Source organism: Microbacterium sp. Z12_35 (assembly GCF_058310475.1).
Genome location: NZ_JBZEGJ010000001.1, coordinates 1810088 through 1827070 on the forward strand (window position 1 = coordinate 1810088; position 16983 = coordinate 1827070).

The following is a 16983-nucleotide window of genomic DNA, read 5'->3' on the forward strand; positions in this document are numbered from 1 at the left end:
GACGAAGCGTCGCCCCGCGCGGTCACGAAGCGGCGCGCCGCCCCGCTACGCTCGATCCGTGCGCCTTGGGGTCCTCGACATCGGCTCGAACACCGTTCATCTGCTCATCGCCGACGCCCGCCCCGGCGGGCGGCCCACCGCATCCACGAGCCGTCGCACAGCGCTGCGGCTCATGCAGCACCTCACTCCCGACGGCTCCATCGACCCCGCCGGTGTGGCAGCGCTGGTGGATGCTGTCGCCGAGGCCCGCGCGATAGCCGCTGCGGAGCGGGTGGACGAGCTGCTGGCCACGGCGACATCGGCGGTGCGGGAGGCGACGAACGGCCCGGCCGTCATCGCGCGCATCGAGGAGACGCTCGGGCAGCCGCTCCAGGTGCTCGGTGGCGACACCGAGGCCCGGCTCACGTTCCTCGCGGTCCGTCGCTGGTTCGGGTGGTCGGCGGGGCAGATCCTCCTGTTCGACATCGGTGGCGGATCGCTCGAGCTCGCCGGCGGTGCCGACGAGCTGCCCGACCTCGCCGACTCCGTGCCGCTGGGAGCAGGGCGGATGACGCTGGAGTTCCTGCCCGACGATCCGCCGACCGACTTCCAGCTCGAGGCATTGCGTCGGCACGCCGCATCCGTTCTCGCACCGGTGGCCAAGCGCTTCGCGGCGCTCCCGCGGCCCGACCATGTCGTGGGGTCGTCGAAGGCGATCCGCTCACTGGCGAAACTCGCCGGGTATCCCGTACCCGGGTGGTCGGGCATCGAGCGGATGGTGCTCCCCCGGCGCGACCTGAAGGCGTGGATTCCGCGTCTTGCCCGCATCCCGGCTGAGACGCGGCAGGAGCTGCCGGGGATCACCGCGGATCGCGCCGTCCAGATCGTCGCGGGTGCGGTGGTGCTGCACCAGGCGATGAAGTCGATGGATGTCGAGGAGCTCGAGGTGTCGCCATGGGCGCTTCGCGAGGGCGTGCTGCTGCGCTACATCGAGTCGCTCGCGATGTAGCCGCCCGGCGCCGACCCTTCGTCTCGTCGCTACGCTCCTCGCTCAGGGCCCGGTACGGCGAAACAGGGCCCCCGGACGCTGAGCGAGCGCAGCGAGACGAAGCGTCAGGCCGCGCTCGCTCAGGCTCCGGGGTAGGTCGGGGACCGTCAGCTCGCGAGCTCGCGGAGGTGGCGGTACACGCCCTTGAAGAACAGCAGCGGCTCATGCCGGTGCCATTCCGGCGGGCTCAGTTCGAGCACTCGGCCGATCACGATCAGGTGATCGCCGGCCTCGTGCTCGGCCCAGATCTCGCAATCCAGCCACATGAGGGTGTCGTTGATCACCGGATTCCCGGCCTCCGTGGGCGTCCAGGAGACGCCGGCCCACTTGTCCGAACCCTTGCGGGCGAACTGCGACGACACGTCGTGCTGATGGTGCGACAGCACGTTGACGGCGAACCGGCCGGTGTCGCGGATGCGGGGGTACGTCGTCGACGTCGTCATGACGCTGAACGAGATCAGGGGGGGATCCATCGACACGCTGTAGAACGACTGGCAGGTGAACCCGATCGGTCCGTCGTCGTCGATGCCGCTGACGATCGTGACGCCGGATGCGAAGTGCCCGAGCGTGTCGCGGAACGCCCGGGGGTCGACGCCGCTCACCGGACGACCTCCGCTGCCGCGGCGGGAGCATCCACGAGGGTGGCACCGGCGACGGAGGCGAGCCGCGCCAGGTTGCCGCGGTACTCGGCGGCCGCCGCATCCACGAGGTCGTCGAGGCGGTCCATCTGGCTCGAGACGAAGTAGAACCCGCGGCCCGGGACGATCGCGCCCAGCTCCGCGAGCAGCGGGGCGAGGTTGTGCGTCGGACCCATGGAGTGCGTCGCATCCGCCCCCGTCAGCACGGGGATCGCGACGACCCCCGACAGTCCGTTGGCGGGGTACCGGTCGAGGAATGCCTTCAGGAGTCCGGTGTAGGTCGCCTTGTACGTGGGCGACGCGAAGACGGCCAGGTCGCTGTCGGCGACGCCGGCGTTCAAGGCGGCCATCGTCTCCGACGGCCACGCGAAGATGTCGGCCTCGTATTCGGCCAGGTCGATCACCGTCAGCTCGTACGAGCCGGGGGCGAACAGGCGCTCGGCGAGGGTGGTGGCCACCTTCAGCGTTCGCGATTGCGGCTTGGGATTGCCGACGACGATGGAAACTTTCACAGTCATATTCGTTCTCACACTTTCACCGATTGGCAGGAGGGTGAGACGCGGTCGCCGAACATAGCCGCGAGGCGGGTTCGAGCGACGCCGACGTCTCTCACTGTTCCACCGAGTTTTTTTGTCCCGGTGGCCCGCAACGGCTTACGTTGCACCGCCAGGATACGCAGCAGATGTTTCGCGGAGGTAACCCCCGCGTCATCGGATGAAGCGCGTGCGGAGCAGCGCGCTACGCCGCCAGGCGGTCGCGCACGACCGACGCGATGCGGTCGGCGTACTCCTGGGCCGATTCGGCGTCCGCCGCCTCGACCATGACCCGTACGAGGGCTTCGGTTCCGGATGCGCGCAGCAGCACGCGTCCGGTGTCGCCGAGCTCGGCCGTCACGGCTTCGACCTCGGCCTGCAGCACCTCGTCGGTTGCCACGCGGTCGCGGTCGACGTCGCGCACGTTCACCAGGACCTGCGGGAAAACGGTCATGACCGAAGCCAGCTCGGCCAGCGACTTCCCCTGCCGGGCCATCTCGGCCACGAGGTGCAGGCCCGTGAGCAGGCCGTCACCGGTCGTGGCGAATTCGCTCATGATGACGTGACCCGACTGCTCACCGCCGAGCGCGTAGCCGCCCTCGCTCATGGCCTCGAGCACGTAACGGTCGCCGACGGCGGTCTGGACGACGCGGATGCCGTTGTCCGCCATCGCGCGGTGGAGTCCGAGGTTGCTCATCACGGTCGCCACGAGCGTGTCGTCGACGAGGTGACCGCGGTCTTTCATCGCCACGGCGATGATCGCCATGATCTGGTCTCCGTCGACGATGCGGCCCTCCGCATCCACGGCCAGGCAGCGGTCGGCGTCGCCGTCGTGGGCGATCCCGACATCAGCGCCCACCTCGAGCACCTTCTTCGCGAGCTGGTCGAGGTGCGTGGATCCGACGCCGTCGTTGATGTTCAGGCCGTCGGGGTCGGCGCCGATGACCGTGACGCGGGCACCCGCATCCCGGAACGTCTCGGGCGAGACGCCGGCCGCCGCGCCGTGGGCGCAGTCGAGCACGACGTGGATGCCGTCGAGGCTGTGCGGGAGGGAGCCGAGCAGGTGCACGACGTAGCGGTCTTCCGCGTCGGCGAAGCGGCGGATGCGGCCCACCCCGGCGCCCGTCGGCTGGAGCTTGTCGGTTCCGAGGGCGGCTTCGATGCGCCGTTCGACCTCGTCGGGCAGCTTGACGCCGCCGCGGGCGAAGATCTTGATGCCGTTGTCGGGCGCGGGGTTGTGCGACGCCGAGACCATGACGCCGAAGTCGGCATCGATGTCGCCGATGAGGAACGCGGCGGCCGGGGTCGGGATGACACCCGCGTCGAGCACGTCGACACCGGATGAGGCGAGCCCGGCCGACACGGCGGCAGCGAGGAACTCACCCGAGACGCGAGGATCGCGGGCAACGACCGCGGTGAGCCGTCGGCCTTCCGCGCGACGCGCCTCGGCGGTACGGCCCTGGCCCAGGACGACGGCGGTCGCCTGGGCCAGGTGAAGCGCGAGGTCGGCGGTGAGGGGGCCGTTGGCCAGCCCCCGCACCCCGTCCGTGCCGAAAAGCGGCATGGAACGAGCCGAACTCAGCGCTTGGAGTACTGAGGCGCCTTGCGGGCCTTCTTGAGACCGGCCTTCTTGCGCTCTTTGACGCGGGCGTCGCGGGAGAGGAAGCCGGCCTTCTTCAGGGTGGCGCGGTTGTTCTCGACGTCGATGCCGTTGAGCGAACGCGCGATGCCGAGGCGCAGCGCGCCGGCCTGGCCCGAGGGGCCACCGCCGGAGATGCGCGCGATGACGTCGTACGCGTCGGTCAGGTTGAGCACGGTGAAGGGGTCCTTCACGAGCTGCTGGTGCAGCTTGTTCGGGAAGTAGTCCTCGAAGGTGCGGCCGTTGACGGTGATGACGCCAGTGCCGGGAACGATGCGGACGCGGGCGATGGCCTGCTTGCGGCGACCGACGGCGGCACCGGGCACGCTCAGGACGGGACGCTCGGCGGCGACGGCGACCGAGTCGGTCGGCGTCTCAGTGGAGTAGTTCTCGATGTTCGACACGAGTGATCCTTAATCGGCGCTTTACTGGGCGACCTGGTCGAAGGTGTACGTCTTGGGCTGCTGCGCACCGTGAGGGTGCTCTGCGCCGCGGTAGACCTTGAGCTTGGTGAGCTGCTGCGCGCCGAGGCTGTTCTTCGGCAGCATGCCGCGGACGGCCTTCTCTACGGCGCGCTCAGGGTTCTTCGCGAGAAGCTCTTCGTAGGTGACCGACTTGAGGCCGCCCGGGTAACCCGAGTGGCGGTAGGCCTTCTTCTTCTGGAGCTTCTGGCCCGTCAGCGCGACCTTGTCGGCGTTGATGATGATGACGAAGTCACCGGCGTCCATGTGGTTGGCGAAGGTGGCCTTGTGCTTGCCGCGGAGGAGAACGGCGGCGTGCGAGGCGAGACGGCCGAGAACGACGTCGGTCGCGTCGATCACGAGCCAGTCGCGCTGAGCTTCGCCAGCCTTGGGGGTATAAGTGCGCGTCACAATAGTGCTGCTTTCTGATTCGAACGGAGGTGTTCGTGAATCCCGCTCCGGGGGCTTTTCTCCCTCGAGCCGAAGGCCGAGGAGCGAAGACACCAGTGGAGGGCTCACGTTCGCGGTGGCACGCCAGCAGACGGCGTGTACCAAACGACCAGCTTACGGCATCCGGATGCAGCGGACAAACTGCCTGAGAGGCGATGACCCGGGAGAATTTGTGGGATTGTCCCCCAAATGGGGGACAGTTGGCTAGAGTGTGAGGTCAAGATCGCGATCCGTCCGGGTTTGGGTTGCGTCATTTCTGGGGGCACCGAAATGAGCCGTAGCGCACCTCACCGTGCACATCCGATCGACCCTGCGTTCCGCCGCGTGGCCGCCGCGGAGCGGACTGTCGACGAGCGAGCCCCCGAACCGCGTGCCCCTCATGCTCCGTTGTTGGCGGTGGGCCAGTCGGGCGATTGGGCGTCTGAGGTCACGTCGATCTCGATCATCCGGCTCGATACCGCGGGGCGCGTGCGCACGTGGAACCCGGGCGCCGAGCGCATCAAGGGCTACAAGGCGTCGGAGATCGTCGGTTCATCGATCGAGCGGTTCTACCGGCCGCAGGATCGAGAGCGCCACCTTCCCGCGCGGCTGCTGGAGAGCGCCATCCGCAGCGGCTCCGCCGACGACTCCGGCTGGCGAGTGCGGGCGGACGGGTCGCTGTTCTGGGCCAAGGTCGTGCTGACAGCCATCCACGCGGAGGATTCGACCCTGACCGGTTTCGTGAAGATGACGCGCGACCTCACGGCCGACAAGCGCGAGGAGGAGAAGCGCGAGGCTTTCCTGCGCTCTTTCGCGCACGACTACCTCTCCCCCATCACCGCCCTCCGTGGATACGTCGACCTGCTCGAGGAGGCCGCGCCCGAACATCACGCCCTCATCGACCGTGTCTCGACGGTGACCGACCACCTCGTGGAGATGATGGGGCAACTCACTTCCCACATCGGCGGTGGGGTCGCAGACCGGCTCGACAGTGTCGTGCTCGGGTCTCTGGCTCGCGAAGCCGGCGAGCTGGTGCTCCCCGGAAACGCGTATCAGCGGCTGGAGATCGTCAGCGATCGGCGTCTGCGAGCGCTCACGAACGCCTCGATGCTGCGGCGCGCGATCGCCAACCTGCTCGACAACGCCGCGAAGTACAGCGACGACATCATCCGGATCGTCATCGAGAACCTGGGCACCCAGGTCGTCGTCCGCATCTCCGACTCCGGTCGCGGAATCGCCCCCGAGGACCTGCCGACGATCTTCGAGCCGTTCCAGCGCGGCCGGTTGTCCGATCCCGCCGATGGCGGCTCGGGCGTCGGCCTGGCCAGCGTGCGCGAGATCGTGGAGCGCCTCGGCGGCCGGGTGGAGCTGGCGTCCACGGTCGGCGCCGGCACTACGGTCTCCGTCCACCTCCCCTCCGCCTGACCCCTCTCCGTCACTGAGCGAGCGCTGCGCTTCCCCCGGACGCTGAGCGAGCGCAGCGCTTCCCCCGGACGCTGAGCGAGCGCAGCGCACCCCCGGACGCTGAGCGAGCGCAGCGAGACGAAGCGCCCGCCCGATAAACCTCCGGGACGAAATGCCGCAGTAACCCCGAGCACCTATCGTGGCGGGATGCTCCGTCCCCCCGCCGATCCGCGCACGCGTCGCGCGCTCGTCGCGGCGCTGCTCTTCTACGCCGTCGCGCTGGCGCTCATCGCGTTCTGGCCGACGCATGTCGACCGCGATGCCGGTCCGCTGCTGTCGGCCATCGAGCGGGTCTTCCCGTGGGCGACGTACCGGCGAATCGAGTTCACGGCGAACGTCGCCCTGTTCGTCCCCTTCGGGGTTCTGCTGACCCCGCTCCTCCGCTCGTGGCCGATCGCCCTCGCGTGCGGCGTCGGGGCGTCGTTGGCGATCGAACTCGTGCAAGAGGTGGTCCTCCCGGGGCGCACGGCAAGCGCTTTGGATCTGCTCGCGAACTCCCTCGGCACGGCCGTCGGCGTGGTGCTGGCCCTCGGAATCGGTCGCGCGACCCGGACCATCCCGCCCCACCCCGAGGCCAGCTGAACCTCCGCACCTCACCGACAACGCCGAATCCCCTAATTAATCCCCTAATCGGCGGGCAAAATGTGGCGGAAGGAGCGCTTGCAGGAATAGTGTGGCGCCCGATAACCCGATGCAACCCGGTGCACGGCACCTGTACCGGTCGGTTTCTACCCCTCCTCCGCTCTGCCGCGGAGGAGGGGTTCTCCGTTTCAGCCGAGGGTGGCGCCGGACGATCCGCCGAGCGCCGTGCCGATTGTGGCGAGCGCGACCCAGAGGCCGTTGTAAACGACGTGCGCGAGCACGGCCGCCCAGATCCGGGCGGTGAAGAGCACCAGAAGGCTGTTGACTACTCCGACGAGGGCCAGCGCGACGGCGTCGTCCCACGGGATGGGCACCAGCAGCGCGTGCGCCAGGACGAAGAGTCCGGTCGACACGAGCACGGCGGCGAACGCGGCCGTCCCGCGTCCCGCGATGCGACGGACGGCGGTGTAGACCGCGACCAGGACGAGCCCGCGGAAGAAGAACTCCTCCAGCACCGGCGCGATCAGCGTCGCTCCGAGCACTTCCTCGAAGAACCACCCCGAAGGCAGCGCCCCACCGGCCGACGGATACGACGGCCATTCGCCGCTCCCCCCAGCGGCGAGCTCGATCCATCCCTGCGCGAGGCGCAGCAGGATGCCGAGGCCGATGCCATAGAGGAGGTCCAGCGGGCGGAAGCGCAACAGGGCCCGAGGGCGAGACCGGGTGAACGCGACGATCACCGGCACCGCGAAGGCGACCCACAGGACGAGCAGCGACAGGGTCGATCCGAGCGGCTGGGGGACGAACTCGTTGAGCGCTGCGGCGGCAACCATCCCCGCGCCGAGGGCGAGCACGGCCCACCCGAGCATTTCCCAGCCCCAGCGCTGCACCGAGGTGCCGCCTTCGATCCACGTGCGGCGCCGTCGTGGTGAACGGCGGCGTCCCGACCGCGGCGACTGCTCGCCGCCAGCCGGCGCCGACTCGAACTCAGCCTCGGGCAAGAGGAGGTCGCGGCGCGCGGCGTCGGTCGGCTCGGTCATCGACGCCCACGTTACCGGGCTCCCGCGCCGAGCCGGGAGCGGCGCATCCGCCCCAGCCCGCGGTCGTCGCGACACGTCACCTCTCGAGGAGTCGCTCGTAGGTGCTGAGCCCTTCCACGACGCCGCTCCCGATGAAGCCGACGTACCGATCCGGTCGAACCACGACCACTCCCCCGTCGTGCAGCCCGGTGCGCCCGCGCAGGAGATCGGCATCACTGTCGGACACCGGAAGCTCGACGATCCCCTCGGGGAAGGCGGGCGCCGCATCCACACCCGCACCGCGCAGCACGATCGCCAGGTGGCCGCTCGTTGCCGCGAGGGCCGCACCCACCGCCGTGTCGGGCAGATAGCGCGCCAGCCGGCCTCGATACACTCACACCCGGCGTCCCCGGCCGCTGAGTGAGCGAAGCGAGACGAAGCGCCCCCCGCCCCACCGACACCACCCGATCCGACACCAACCGATCCGAAGGGCACGATGCTCGACCTCGACCTGAGCGGTATGTTCGCTCCCCGGGAAGACGAGTCCGCGTCACCGACGATCGAGATCCTCACCGTCTGCACCGGCAACATCTGCCGCTCGCCGCTCGCCGAGCAGCTCCTCCGCTCGCGGCTGTCCCCCCTCGACGTCGGCGTCTCCAGCGCCGGGACGAAGGGTCTCGTCGACCATCCCATGACGCCCGAGGCGGCGCAGATGGCCGCATCCCTCGGGGTCGCCGACGATGACAGCGCAGCGCACCGCGCCCGCTGGCTCAGCGAGCGGGAGCTGAAGACGCCCGACCTGGTGCTCGCGATGTCGCGCGAGCACCGCCGCGACATCGCCGAGCTCTCGCCCGCTCGCGTGCGCTCCACGTTCACTGTGCGCGAGTTCGAACGCCTCGCACACGGAATACCCGACGCCGACATCCGCGAGGCAGCGGATGCGGCGGGCACCGACCCCCACGCTCGTGTCCGTGCCGCAGTCGAAATGCTGAACGCGCGCCGCGGCGATCTCGAGCCGCTCGCCGACCCGGCGGATGACGACGTCATCGACCCGTACCGGCGTTCGTGGGAGACGTACCAGCGCTCAACCGCGCAGCTCCTTCCGGGAGTTCTCGAGGTGGTTCGCGTCGTGCGCGCCGCCCTTTCGTGAGTCAAGCACGCGACCCATCCGACACAGGTCGGAAACATGTTGTATGGCAGGATGATCGCGTACAGCCCCACCCCCCGAGAGGCCTCATGGAGCTCAGCGACTACATCCGCATCCTCCGCAAGAACTGGCTTGTGATCGTCGCCACGACACTCCTCGGTATTGCGGTCGCCGCCGGGTACTCCCTCACTCGTACTCCTATGTATGAGGCGTCCAGCCGGGTCTTCGTGTCGGCCGAGGCGGGCGGCAGCGTTGCGGAGCTGCAGCAGGGCGGCAGCTTCGCCCTCCAGCGCGTCGGCACCTACGTGCAACTGGTGGAGAGCCCGCTCGTCCTGAACCCGGTGATCGCGGAGCTGGGCCTGGAAGGCACCGCCGACGCCCTCGCCGCTCAGGTGACCTCGTCGACGCCCCTGAACTCCTTCCTCATCGACATCTCGGTCGAAGACGCCGACCCGGTGATGGCCGCCGATCTCGCCAACGCGATCGCCGCCAGCCTTACCGCCGCGGTTGAGACGATCGAGACGCGCGAAGGCCAGTCCACGAGCCCGGTCCAGCTCAGCCGGGTGAAGGACGCCCTGCCTCCGCTCAGGCCCGTCAGCCCGAACGTGCCGTTGAACCTCGTACTGGGCGGGCTCGTCGGACTTGCCGCAGGGCTCGGCATCGCCGTCCTCCGGGGGGTGCTCGACAACCGCGTGCGCAACGCCCGCGACATCGAGGCCCTCACCGCCCGGCCGCTCATCGGTGCCATCCCCTTCGACCCGAAGGCGCGGGAGCGGCCTCTCATCCTCGACGCCGATCCGCACAACACCCGCTCCGAGGCTTTCCGCGCATTGCGCACGAACCTGCAGTTCCTCGAGATGGACGGCGGACACAGCTTCGTCATCACCTCGAGCCTGCCGAGCGAGGGAAAGTCGACCACCACGCTCAATCTCGCGCTCGCTCTCGCGGACGCGGGCAAGCGTGTCGCGCTCCTGGACTGCGACCTGCGGAAGCCCAAGATTGCCGACTATCTGGGTATCGAAGGCGGCGCCGGTCTCACCGACGTGCTCATCGGCCGCGCTCGGGTCGCCGATGTCATGTTCCCCTGGGGCAAGCGCCCGCTGTACGTGCTGCCGGCCGGCAAGATTCCGCCGAACCCGAGCGAGTTGCTCGGGTCGAAGCAGATGGGCCAGCTTCTCGAGGCGCTGTCGAAGGAGTTCGACGTCGTCCTGTGCGACGCTCCGCCGCTGCTGCCGGTGACGGATGCGGCTATCCTCTCGCGAGCGACAGCGGGTGCCATCGTTATCGTGGCGGCCGGCCGCACGACGACGAGCCAGCTCGGTGGAGCGTTCGACGCGCTCGAGACCGTCGGCGCGAAGGTCGCCGGCGTCGTGCTCTCAATGGTGCCGACCCGCGGCCCCGACGCCTACGGATATGGGTACGGGTACGGGTACGGCGGATACGGCACTTACGCCGCGCAGCCTGCCGAGAAGCCGAACGCCAAGGCCGACAAAGCCCGCCGCAACCGCCGCTCCGCGGACCCCACGACAACGAGACCAACCACCGAACCCAATCTTCTGCCCTGACCCAGGAGCGTGATGGCCCGACGGCCGCCCGGCGTCAGCACCTCCGCGCGATGGCTCGCCGGGGTGCTCATCGCCGCGCTCGCGGTCGGCACGGTCGTCTTGGCGGTCCTCGCCGTGGATCGCGTTCGGCCCGAGCGGGCGCCGAGCGGAAGCGCGCCGGCGCCCTCCTTCTCTTTCGAGGCATCGGCCACTCCGACTGCGGAGAGCACGCCGTCGCCGACGCCCGCACCCGGTTCCTCGTACCCCCGTGTCGAAGAGCGCTTCCTCTCTGTGGGTTCCGGCGGGATGTGGCGCGGCGTCGCCGGTGAATGCGGGGAGACGGCGCCACTACTCGAGCGCTCCGCCGACGGCGGAGAGACGTGGGAGGACGTCACGCCGCTGTACCGCGGCATCGGGCAGCTTCTCTCCCTCGATGCCTTCGCGGGCACGGAGGCGGAAGCGCTCGCGCGGATGGGCGACGGTTGTGAGACGCAAGTGCTCCGCACCTTCACGCAGGGCGAGTTCTGGGAGCCGTACCCTGAGCTGCTCGCTTCGTCGCGATACCTCGACCCCGCCGCCCCCGCGACTCTGATCACTCGTCAAGGCCCGGTTGCCGCGCCATGCGCCGATCCGCGGAGCTTCCGAAGCGCCGGGTCGACGGTAGCCCTCGTCTGCGAGGGCACCCCCCACACCCTCGGCGGCAACGGCCAATGGTTCCCGCTGCCGACGACGGATACTGTTGCCCTCGGTGTTGCTGGCAACCGCATCGTGGTGGCCGCGCGGTCGGCTGCTTGTGAAGGCCTCGAGCTGACGTCCCTGACCGGCGCTGGTTTCACGCAGTCAGCCCCTCTCGGGTGCGCCGCCGTCGACCCCGATGCCCCTTTGGCCGTGGCCACGACCGACCGTGGCGCTCTCATCTGGTCCGGCGACGCGCTCCTCCGCCTCCCGTGAGCACCCTGTCCCTCGCCCGCCGCCCAGCGAGGGCACGCACCGGCCGCTGAGCGAGCGCGCACGCCGGCCGCTGAGCGAGCGAAGCGAGACGAAGCGCCACCCCGGACGCGCCCAGTCGCCGAGCGAGCAAAGCGGGACCAACGGCCCTTCCGCTCAGCGTCCTTGTCCCCCATGTGTCCCCCATTAAGTCACGCGCGCGTTACACGGCGGTGTTAGCGTTACCCCACCTGAGAACATGTCCGTTGGGGTGCCATACGACGGAAGGGAACAGAACTGTGACGTCAGACCTAAGGGTCGACGCGACATCGGCGTCGCAGAGCACCGAAAGCAACCGGGAGCAGGCTGCCGCACCCGACCGCAGCGCCCCCGCGCCGTCGGATCGCCCCGGGAAGACCGCTGGCCCTGCCTCCCGATGGCGCCGCACCTATGCGCGTCGTCTCATGATCACGGATTTTCTCGTGCTGGTGTGGGTCGTGTATGGAGCACAGATCGCCTGGTTCGGGACAGGCAACGCCACTGTCGCGATGGCTCACGACGCGCGCATAACAGATCTGTCGTACTGGGCCTTCTCGGCGTTGCTCATCCTGGCGTGGATGTGGGCTCTCTCGCTGATCGATTCCCGCAGTGAGCGGGTCATCGGCACCGGCTCCCAGGAGTATGTCCGCGTTGCGGATACGAGCTTTCGGCTCTTCGGCCTCATCGCGATCATCGCCTTCCTGGCGCAGATCGACCTTGCGCGCGGCTACCTCCTGATCAGCCTGCCGCTGGGCATCGTGACGCTCGTGTTGGGCCGCTGGGTCTGGCGCCAGTGGCTGATCATGAAGCGCCAGCGAGGCGAGTTCTCCGCGAAGGTGCTCCTGGTCGGTTCCCTCAATTCCGTCACCCAGATTGCGCGGGAGCTTCAGCGTTCGAGCAGCGTCGGCTACCGGGTAGTCGGCGCATGTGTACCCTCAGGCAAGATCGCCGATCGAATCCCCGGAACGACGATCCCTGTCATGGGGAACGTTGACGCCGTGAGCCGCGCAATCGCAGCCACGGGGGCGGACACCGTCGCCGTGACCAGCACTGACGAGCTACCGCCGGATAAGGTCAAGGAGATTTCCTGGAGTCTGGAGGCGGGCAAGCAGCACCTTGTGCTCGCGCCAAGCATCGTCGATATTGCTGGCCCTCGGCTCCACACCCGTCCCGTCGCCGGCCTCCCGTTGATCCACGTCGAGACCCCTCGCTTCAGCAAGGGCCAGGCGCTCCTCAAACGTGGCGTCGATCTCGTAGCAAGTGTGCTCGGGCTGATCGTTCTCAGCCCGCTGTTCCTGCTCCTTGCCATCACCGTCCGCCTCACCAGCCACGGTCCGGTGCTCTTCCGCCAGACGCGCATCGGGCTTCGCGGGGCAGAGTTCACGATGCTCAAGTTCCGCTCGATGGTCGTCGACGCGGAGGAGCGACTGGGAGAACTTGCCAAACAGGAGCGCGACTCCGGTAACGAAGTGATGTTCAAGATGAAGAACGATCCGAGGGTGACCCGTGTGGGCCGTCTGATGCGCAAGTTCAGTCTCGACGAACTCCCGCAGCTCTTCAACGTGCTCGGCGGCTCGATGTCGCTCGTTGGGCCTCGCCCTCCGTTGCCCAACGAAGTTGCTATGTACGCAGACCACGTCCACCGTCGATTCCTGGCGAAACCCGGCATCACCGGTCTCTGGCAGGTGAGCGGTCGTTCCACTCTCACATGGGAGGAAACGGTGCGTTTGGACCTCTCGTACGTCGAGAATTGGACGCTCCTTGGCGACATCGTGATCATGTCGAAGACCGCGCGCGCCGCCATGGCTCCAGGCGATTCCGCCCACTAGACCCTCCGCCTTTTCGCCCTTTCGCCTTTGAACTGAAAGAAGACCACATGTATGCCGTGATTGATGGCTCCGTCCCTCCCGTAGGACACGTTCGTGTGAGCGGGGCCAAGAACTCGGCTACTAGGCTCCTATCCGCCGCTCTTCTTAGCGATGACCGCGTCGAACTGACCAACTTCCCCACGAAGCTGGTCGACGTGGGGCATAAAATCGCCTTCGGCCGTAACACCGGCGCCACTATCTCGGTGGACGACGAGTCGGAAACGGTCGCTGTCACGGCCCGCGAACTGAATTCGAATCTACTTACCCGCGATCAATACGACATCCCGATCCGCACGACCTACCTGCTTGCAGCTTCGCAGTTGCTGAGAACGGGGATCGCCCGCATTCCGTACCCTGGCGGCTGCCCGATTGGCGGAGGCACCGCCGGGTCGCGTGGCTATGATCTCCACATCATGGTGTGGGAACAGCTCGGCGCCACGGTGAGAGAGCTGGAGGACCACATCGAGGTCTCGACCAAGCGCGGCCTCATTGGGGGGACGATCAACTTCCCCATCACCACGGTTGGTGGGACCGAAAATGCGCTGCTGTGTGCGAGCGTCGCTTCGGGCCAGACTCAGATTTTCAACGCGTATATTACGCCGGAAGTCAACGACCTAATCTCCCTCTTGCGCCGCATGGGCGCAGACATCGCCGTGTTCGGAACGAGTCACATCGTCGTCGAAGGTCGCAACGCGGCACTCAGCGGTGCCCGCATGGAGGTAATGCCGGACCGGATTGAAGCGCTCACCTGGATTGTGTTCGCGATCCTTTCCGGCGGCCACCTCACCATCGACCGCGTGCCGTTCTCGTCGATGGAGGTACCACTGATTCACATCGAGCAAGCAGGAGTGGACCTCTTCAGGAACTCCTCCTCCGTCCACGTAACGCCTGATTGCCTGACGTCGGGAAGCGTGCAGCCCTTCGAGTTGGCCTGCGGCGCACATCCAGGCGTGATCTCCGACATGCAGGCGTTCTACGTTCTCCTTGGGTTGGCGGCGCCCGGCACATCGCGCATCTACGACTACAGGTACCCCGAACGGATCGCATTCGTGGGCGAACTCGCGAAACTGGTGCAAGGCGAGCACCTCCAGGCGGAGCGCGGGAAGATCACGACGCACGGTCCCGCGCGCTTCGTCCCAGGGGTAGCGAACTCGACCGACCTCCGCGGATCGATGGCAGTTGTGATTGCCGCGCTGTGCTCGCCTGGGCGGTCGGTTATACAGAACGTCCAGATGGCGCTTCGTGGATACAACGACCTGGAGACAAAGCTACGGCGACTTGGATCTCAGATCTCGGTCTTCGAGGACGCTCACGCGCCCGCCAACGTTAAGGAACTGTTGGGCGCGGATGCACGTTAGGTCGGAGCTCCGCGGATTTATAAACGCTACGCTCCCGTCGAGGAGTCGGTTGGAGGTGCCTCTCAGCGAGCTTTCACGCTGGAGGATCGGAGGGCGCGCGGCAGCGGTAGTGGAGCCGGAGTCGGCAGAAGAAACCGCTCAATTCCTGCAACACCTTGCCTCCACGGACATACCGTTTCTGGCGGTTGGGGACATGTCCAATCTGCTTTTCGACAGCGCAGGCTTCGACGGCGTGATCCTACGAATCTCCAGCGCAATGGCAGGGGTAGAAATCCGTGGCGCGCGCGTGAGATCGCTAGCGGGGGTGTCGGTCCCTGCCCTCGCCCGGGCCACGGCCGATGCAGGGTTGTCGGGCCTCGAACATACCGTGGGCATCCCCGGGACGCTGGGCGGCCTTGTGGCGATGAACGGTGGTAGCCAGCGCAAGGGGATCGGCCTCAACGTCGACCGTGTGGTTTGTCTTGACCGATCAGGGGGCCGCATCACGCTCTCTCAGGAGGAGTGCGCGTTCGGTTACCGCAGCTCGGCCATCCAACGCATGGACGCGGTCATCGTTGAGGTCGATCTACGTCTGGAGAAAGCGTCCGCAAGCCAGGTACATGCTTCGATGGATGCAGTCATGGAGACACGGCGATCGCGGTTTCCGGAGGAGCTACCAAGCTGCGGCTCGACATTTCTGTCGGACCCCGGGATGTACGACACTGTGGGCCCGCCTGGCAGAGCTATCGAGTCCGCCGGGCTCAAGGGGTACAGCTACGGCGGGGCACAAATCTCAACGCAGCACGCAAACTTTGTGGTCAACACGGGCGGCGCGACGTCGGATGACGTGCTCAACGTCATCCAACATGCTCGACAGAGGGTCTTTGAGGACACCGGATTCATGATGGACTGTGAAGTGCGCTATGTGTCGCCGACGGGCGACGTGATGCCCGCGCACAAAGCCGTTCCGTCGTTTCGGCGATCGTGAGCGGAATCGCTGGGCAAGCGGCAACCGTGGTCTTTGGTCGCGGGGTAACAAGGATCGCTCAGTTCGCCACCTTCGTTATCCTTGCGAGGTTCCTGGCCCCATCCGAGTTCGGGTGGTACGGGCTCGTCACGACGGCGGTAGCGCTCGCCGCCTCTATCGGCACCCTGGGCCTACGCCAGTCCTTCGCGTATTGGATCGGCCAGAAGCGCCTGTCAGCAGGCTCCGCCATCGGCACGGCGCTCGTTGTATGGCCAGTCCTTGCGGCAGCCTCGACTGCCACCATCTTGACCCTGTACGGGGCGAGCGCCCCGATCGCCAACGACGTGCTCTCGTGGACGATCGCAATCACGGTCGCGAGCGCGCTGCTGATCAGCCTCCTGCAAGGTACTAGCCTCGGGAGGGGTCAGATCGGAGCGTTTACCGTGGGGGAGAACCTCCCCCGAACGGCGCTCATGGTCGTCGTGATAGCACTGCTCGTTGCTGGCCACGTAACGATCGAGTCGGCGCTCTGGGCGCAGGCCGCTGGGTTCGCAATCACCGTGCCAGTTGTGCTCTGGTTTGCGTTACGCGGCGCGGGCCGCCTCGGAGTACAGTTCCGTCCGATCCCCGCGATGGTCGGATATGGTGGCATATTCGCCATCAATCTCTTCCTCCTCATGCTGGGCGCACGCCTCTCAATGTTCATCTTGGAGGCAACGCATGGTGCTGCCGAAGCAGGGCGGTTCTTCGCAGCTGTGCGAGTCAACGAGATCCTCCTTGAGGTGGCAGCGGCCCTGGGCATGGTGCTATTTTCGAGCGCAGCACGCACCGATAAGCCAACGTCGAGCGTGGCGCGCAGCGCCCGCATGAGTTCCTGGATGTTCTGGTCGTTCGGGCTGCTCGCGATAGCCGTCGCACCGCTCGCACCGTTGCTATTGCACACGCTTGCTGGCTCCGCGTACGCGAGCGCTGGAGGAGCGCTGCAAGTGATGGCGCTCGGTCTTGCGCCTGCAGCGGCATGCAAGATCATTTACCCCACCCTCGCTGGGAGTGGCCGGCCCTATTTCGGAACACCAGCGATCGTTGCCAGCCTTGCTGTCAACCTTGTTGTGGCGCTATTGGCTGTTCCTGCGTGGGGGCTGATTGGGGGAGCAGCCGCCCTGGTGTCCGGACAGTTCACCTTGTGGGCCGTTTACGTTCTCGCTTGTAATCGGCGGTATCAAGTGCCGATCCGCGACCTTCTGCTCCCCCGTGGCGCCGATGTCCGGGCGATCAAGGACGCGTCTGCGCAAAGGATTAGACGTGTCTTCCACTGGTTCAAGAGATAGCCACCACGCGCCCCTCGGCGACAAGAGCGAAGGA

17 protein-coding genes are annotated in these 16983 nt (G+C 67.3%); 10 read left to right on the forward strand and 7 right to left on the reverse strand.

All coding sequences use genetic code 11. The features are described 5' to 3' along the window. Positions 1 to 58 precede the first annotated feature (58 nt). Complete coding sequence (locus AC4FS1_RS08785) at positions 59 to 988, forward strand: Ppx/GppA phosphatase family protein (protein ID WP_491154248.1); 930 nt, start codon at positions 59 to 61, stop codon at positions 986 to 988. 146 nt (positions 989 to 1134) lie between these two features. Here AC4FS1_RS08785 and AC4FS1_RS08790 read toward each other — a convergent pair whose 3' ends face one another. From AC4FS1_RS08790 to rplM, 5 genes are all read right to left on the reverse strand, one after another. Further along, positions 1135 to 1629, reverse strand: coding sequence for a flavin reductase family protein (locus AC4FS1_RS08790; protein ID WP_491154250.1), 495 nt, complete (start codon positions 1627 to 1629; stop codon positions 1135 to 1137). Further along, a complete protein-coding gene (locus AC4FS1_RS08795) occupies positions 1626 to 2183 on the reverse strand; it encodes an NADPH-dependent FMN reductase (RefSeq protein WP_491154252.1) in 558 nt (185 codons plus the stop codon). The genes AC4FS1_RS08790 and AC4FS1_RS08795 overlap by 4 nt, the downstream gene beginning before the upstream one ends. Positions 2184 to 2403: 220 nt before the next feature. Then, entirely contained in the window at positions 2404 to 3762 is a 1359-nt protein-coding gene (glmM, locus tag AC4FS1_RS08800) for a phosphoglucosamine mutase (RefSeq protein WP_491154254.1), read from the reverse strand. 14 nt (positions 3763 to 3776) lie between these two features. After that, positions 3777 to 4241 (reverse strand): 30S ribosomal protein S9, encoded by a 465-nt coding sequence (gene rpsI / locus AC4FS1_RS08805; RefSeq protein WP_491154256.1) that lies wholly within the window; start codon positions 4239 to 4241, stop codon positions 3777 to 3779. A gap of 21 nt (positions 4242 to 4262) precedes the next feature. After that, positions 4263 to 4709, reverse strand: coding sequence for a 50S ribosomal protein L13 (gene rplM / locus AC4FS1_RS08810; protein ID WP_491154258.1), 447 nt, complete (start codon positions 4707 to 4709; stop codon positions 4263 to 4265). Between the two features lie 435 nt (positions 4710 to 5144). On the opposite strand from rplM, the gene AC4FS1_RS08815 reads away from it, so the two are divergent. Next, complete coding sequence (locus tag AC4FS1_RS08815; RefSeq protein ID WP_491155688.1) at positions 5145 to 6152, forward strand: PAS domain-containing sensor histidine kinase; 1008 nt, start codon at positions 5145 to 5147, stop codon at positions 6150 to 6152. A gap of 186 nt (positions 6153 to 6338) precedes the next feature. Then, on the forward strand, positions 6339 to 6773 hold the full coding sequence (locus AC4FS1_RS08820; protein ID WP_491154260.1) for a VanZ family protein: 435 nt from the start codon (positions 6339 to 6341) through the stop codon (positions 6771 to 6773). A gap of 188 nt (positions 6774 to 6961) precedes the next feature. On the opposite strand, the gene AC4FS1_RS08825 is transcribed toward AC4FS1_RS08820, so the two are convergent. Both AC4FS1_RS08825 and AC4FS1_RS08830 read right to left on the reverse strand, forming a co-directional pair. Further along, positions 6962 to 7813, reverse strand: a complete 852-nt coding sequence (locus AC4FS1_RS08825) for a CPBP family intramembrane glutamic endopeptidase (protein WP_491154262.1) — start codon at positions 7811 to 7813, stop codon at positions 6962 to 6964. Between the two features lie 76 nt (positions 7814 to 7889). Continuing rightward, on the reverse strand, positions 7890 to 8186 hold the full coding sequence (locus AC4FS1_RS08830) for a hypothetical protein (protein WP_491154264.1): 297 nt from the start codon (positions 8184 to 8186) through the stop codon (positions 7890 to 7892). Between the two features lie 102 nt (positions 8187 to 8288). Here AC4FS1_RS08830 and AC4FS1_RS08835 point away from each other — a divergent pair, with 102 nt between their 5' ends. From AC4FS1_RS08835 to AC4FS1_RS08865, 7 genes are all read left to right on the forward strand, one after another. Further along, a complete protein-coding gene (locus tag AC4FS1_RS08835; protein ID WP_491154265.1) occupies positions 8289 to 8942 on the forward strand; it encodes an arsenate reductase/protein-tyrosine-phosphatase family protein in 654 nt (217 codons plus the stop codon). 86 nt (positions 8943 to 9028) lie between these two features. Further along, complete coding sequence (locus tag AC4FS1_RS08840) at positions 9029 to 10504, forward strand: tyrosine-protein kinase domain-containing protein (RefSeq protein WP_491154267.1); 1476 nt, start codon at positions 9029 to 9031, stop codon at positions 10502 to 10504. 12 nt (positions 10505 to 10516) lie between these two features. Continuing rightward, positions 10517 to 11434, forward strand: coding sequence for a hypothetical protein (locus tag AC4FS1_RS08845; RefSeq protein ID WP_491154269.1), 918 nt, complete (start codon positions 10517 to 10519; stop codon positions 11432 to 11434). A 440-nt stretch (positions 11435 to 11874) separates the two neighbouring features. Next, positions 11875 to 13278, forward strand: coding sequence for a sugar transferase (locus AC4FS1_RS08850; protein WP_491154271.1), 1404 nt, complete (start codon positions 11875 to 11877; stop codon positions 13276 to 13278). A 47-nt stretch (positions 13279 to 13325) separates the two neighbouring features. Beyond that, on the forward strand, positions 13326 to 14675 hold the full coding sequence (locus tag AC4FS1_RS08855; RefSeq protein ID WP_491154273.1) for a UDP-N-acetylglucosamine 1-carboxyvinyltransferase: 1350 nt from the start codon (positions 13326 to 13328) through the stop codon (positions 14673 to 14675). Beyond that, the gene (murB, locus tag AC4FS1_RS08860) at positions 14665 to 15642 is read left to right on the forward strand and encodes a UDP-N-acetylmuramate dehydrogenase (RefSeq protein ID WP_491154275.1); all 978 of its coding nucleotides are present in this window, start codon (positions 14665 to 14667) and stop codon (positions 15640 to 15642) included. Before AC4FS1_RS08855 ends, murB begins: the two co-directional genes overlap by 11 nt. Then, positions 15639 to 16949 (forward strand): oligosaccharide flippase family protein, encoded by a 1311-nt coding sequence (locus AC4FS1_RS08865; protein WP_491154276.1) that lies wholly within the window; start codon positions 15639 to 15641, stop codon positions 16947 to 16949. Before murB ends, AC4FS1_RS08865 begins: the two co-directional genes overlap by 4 nt. The last annotated feature ends 34 nt before the right edge of the window (positions 16950 to 16983 follow it).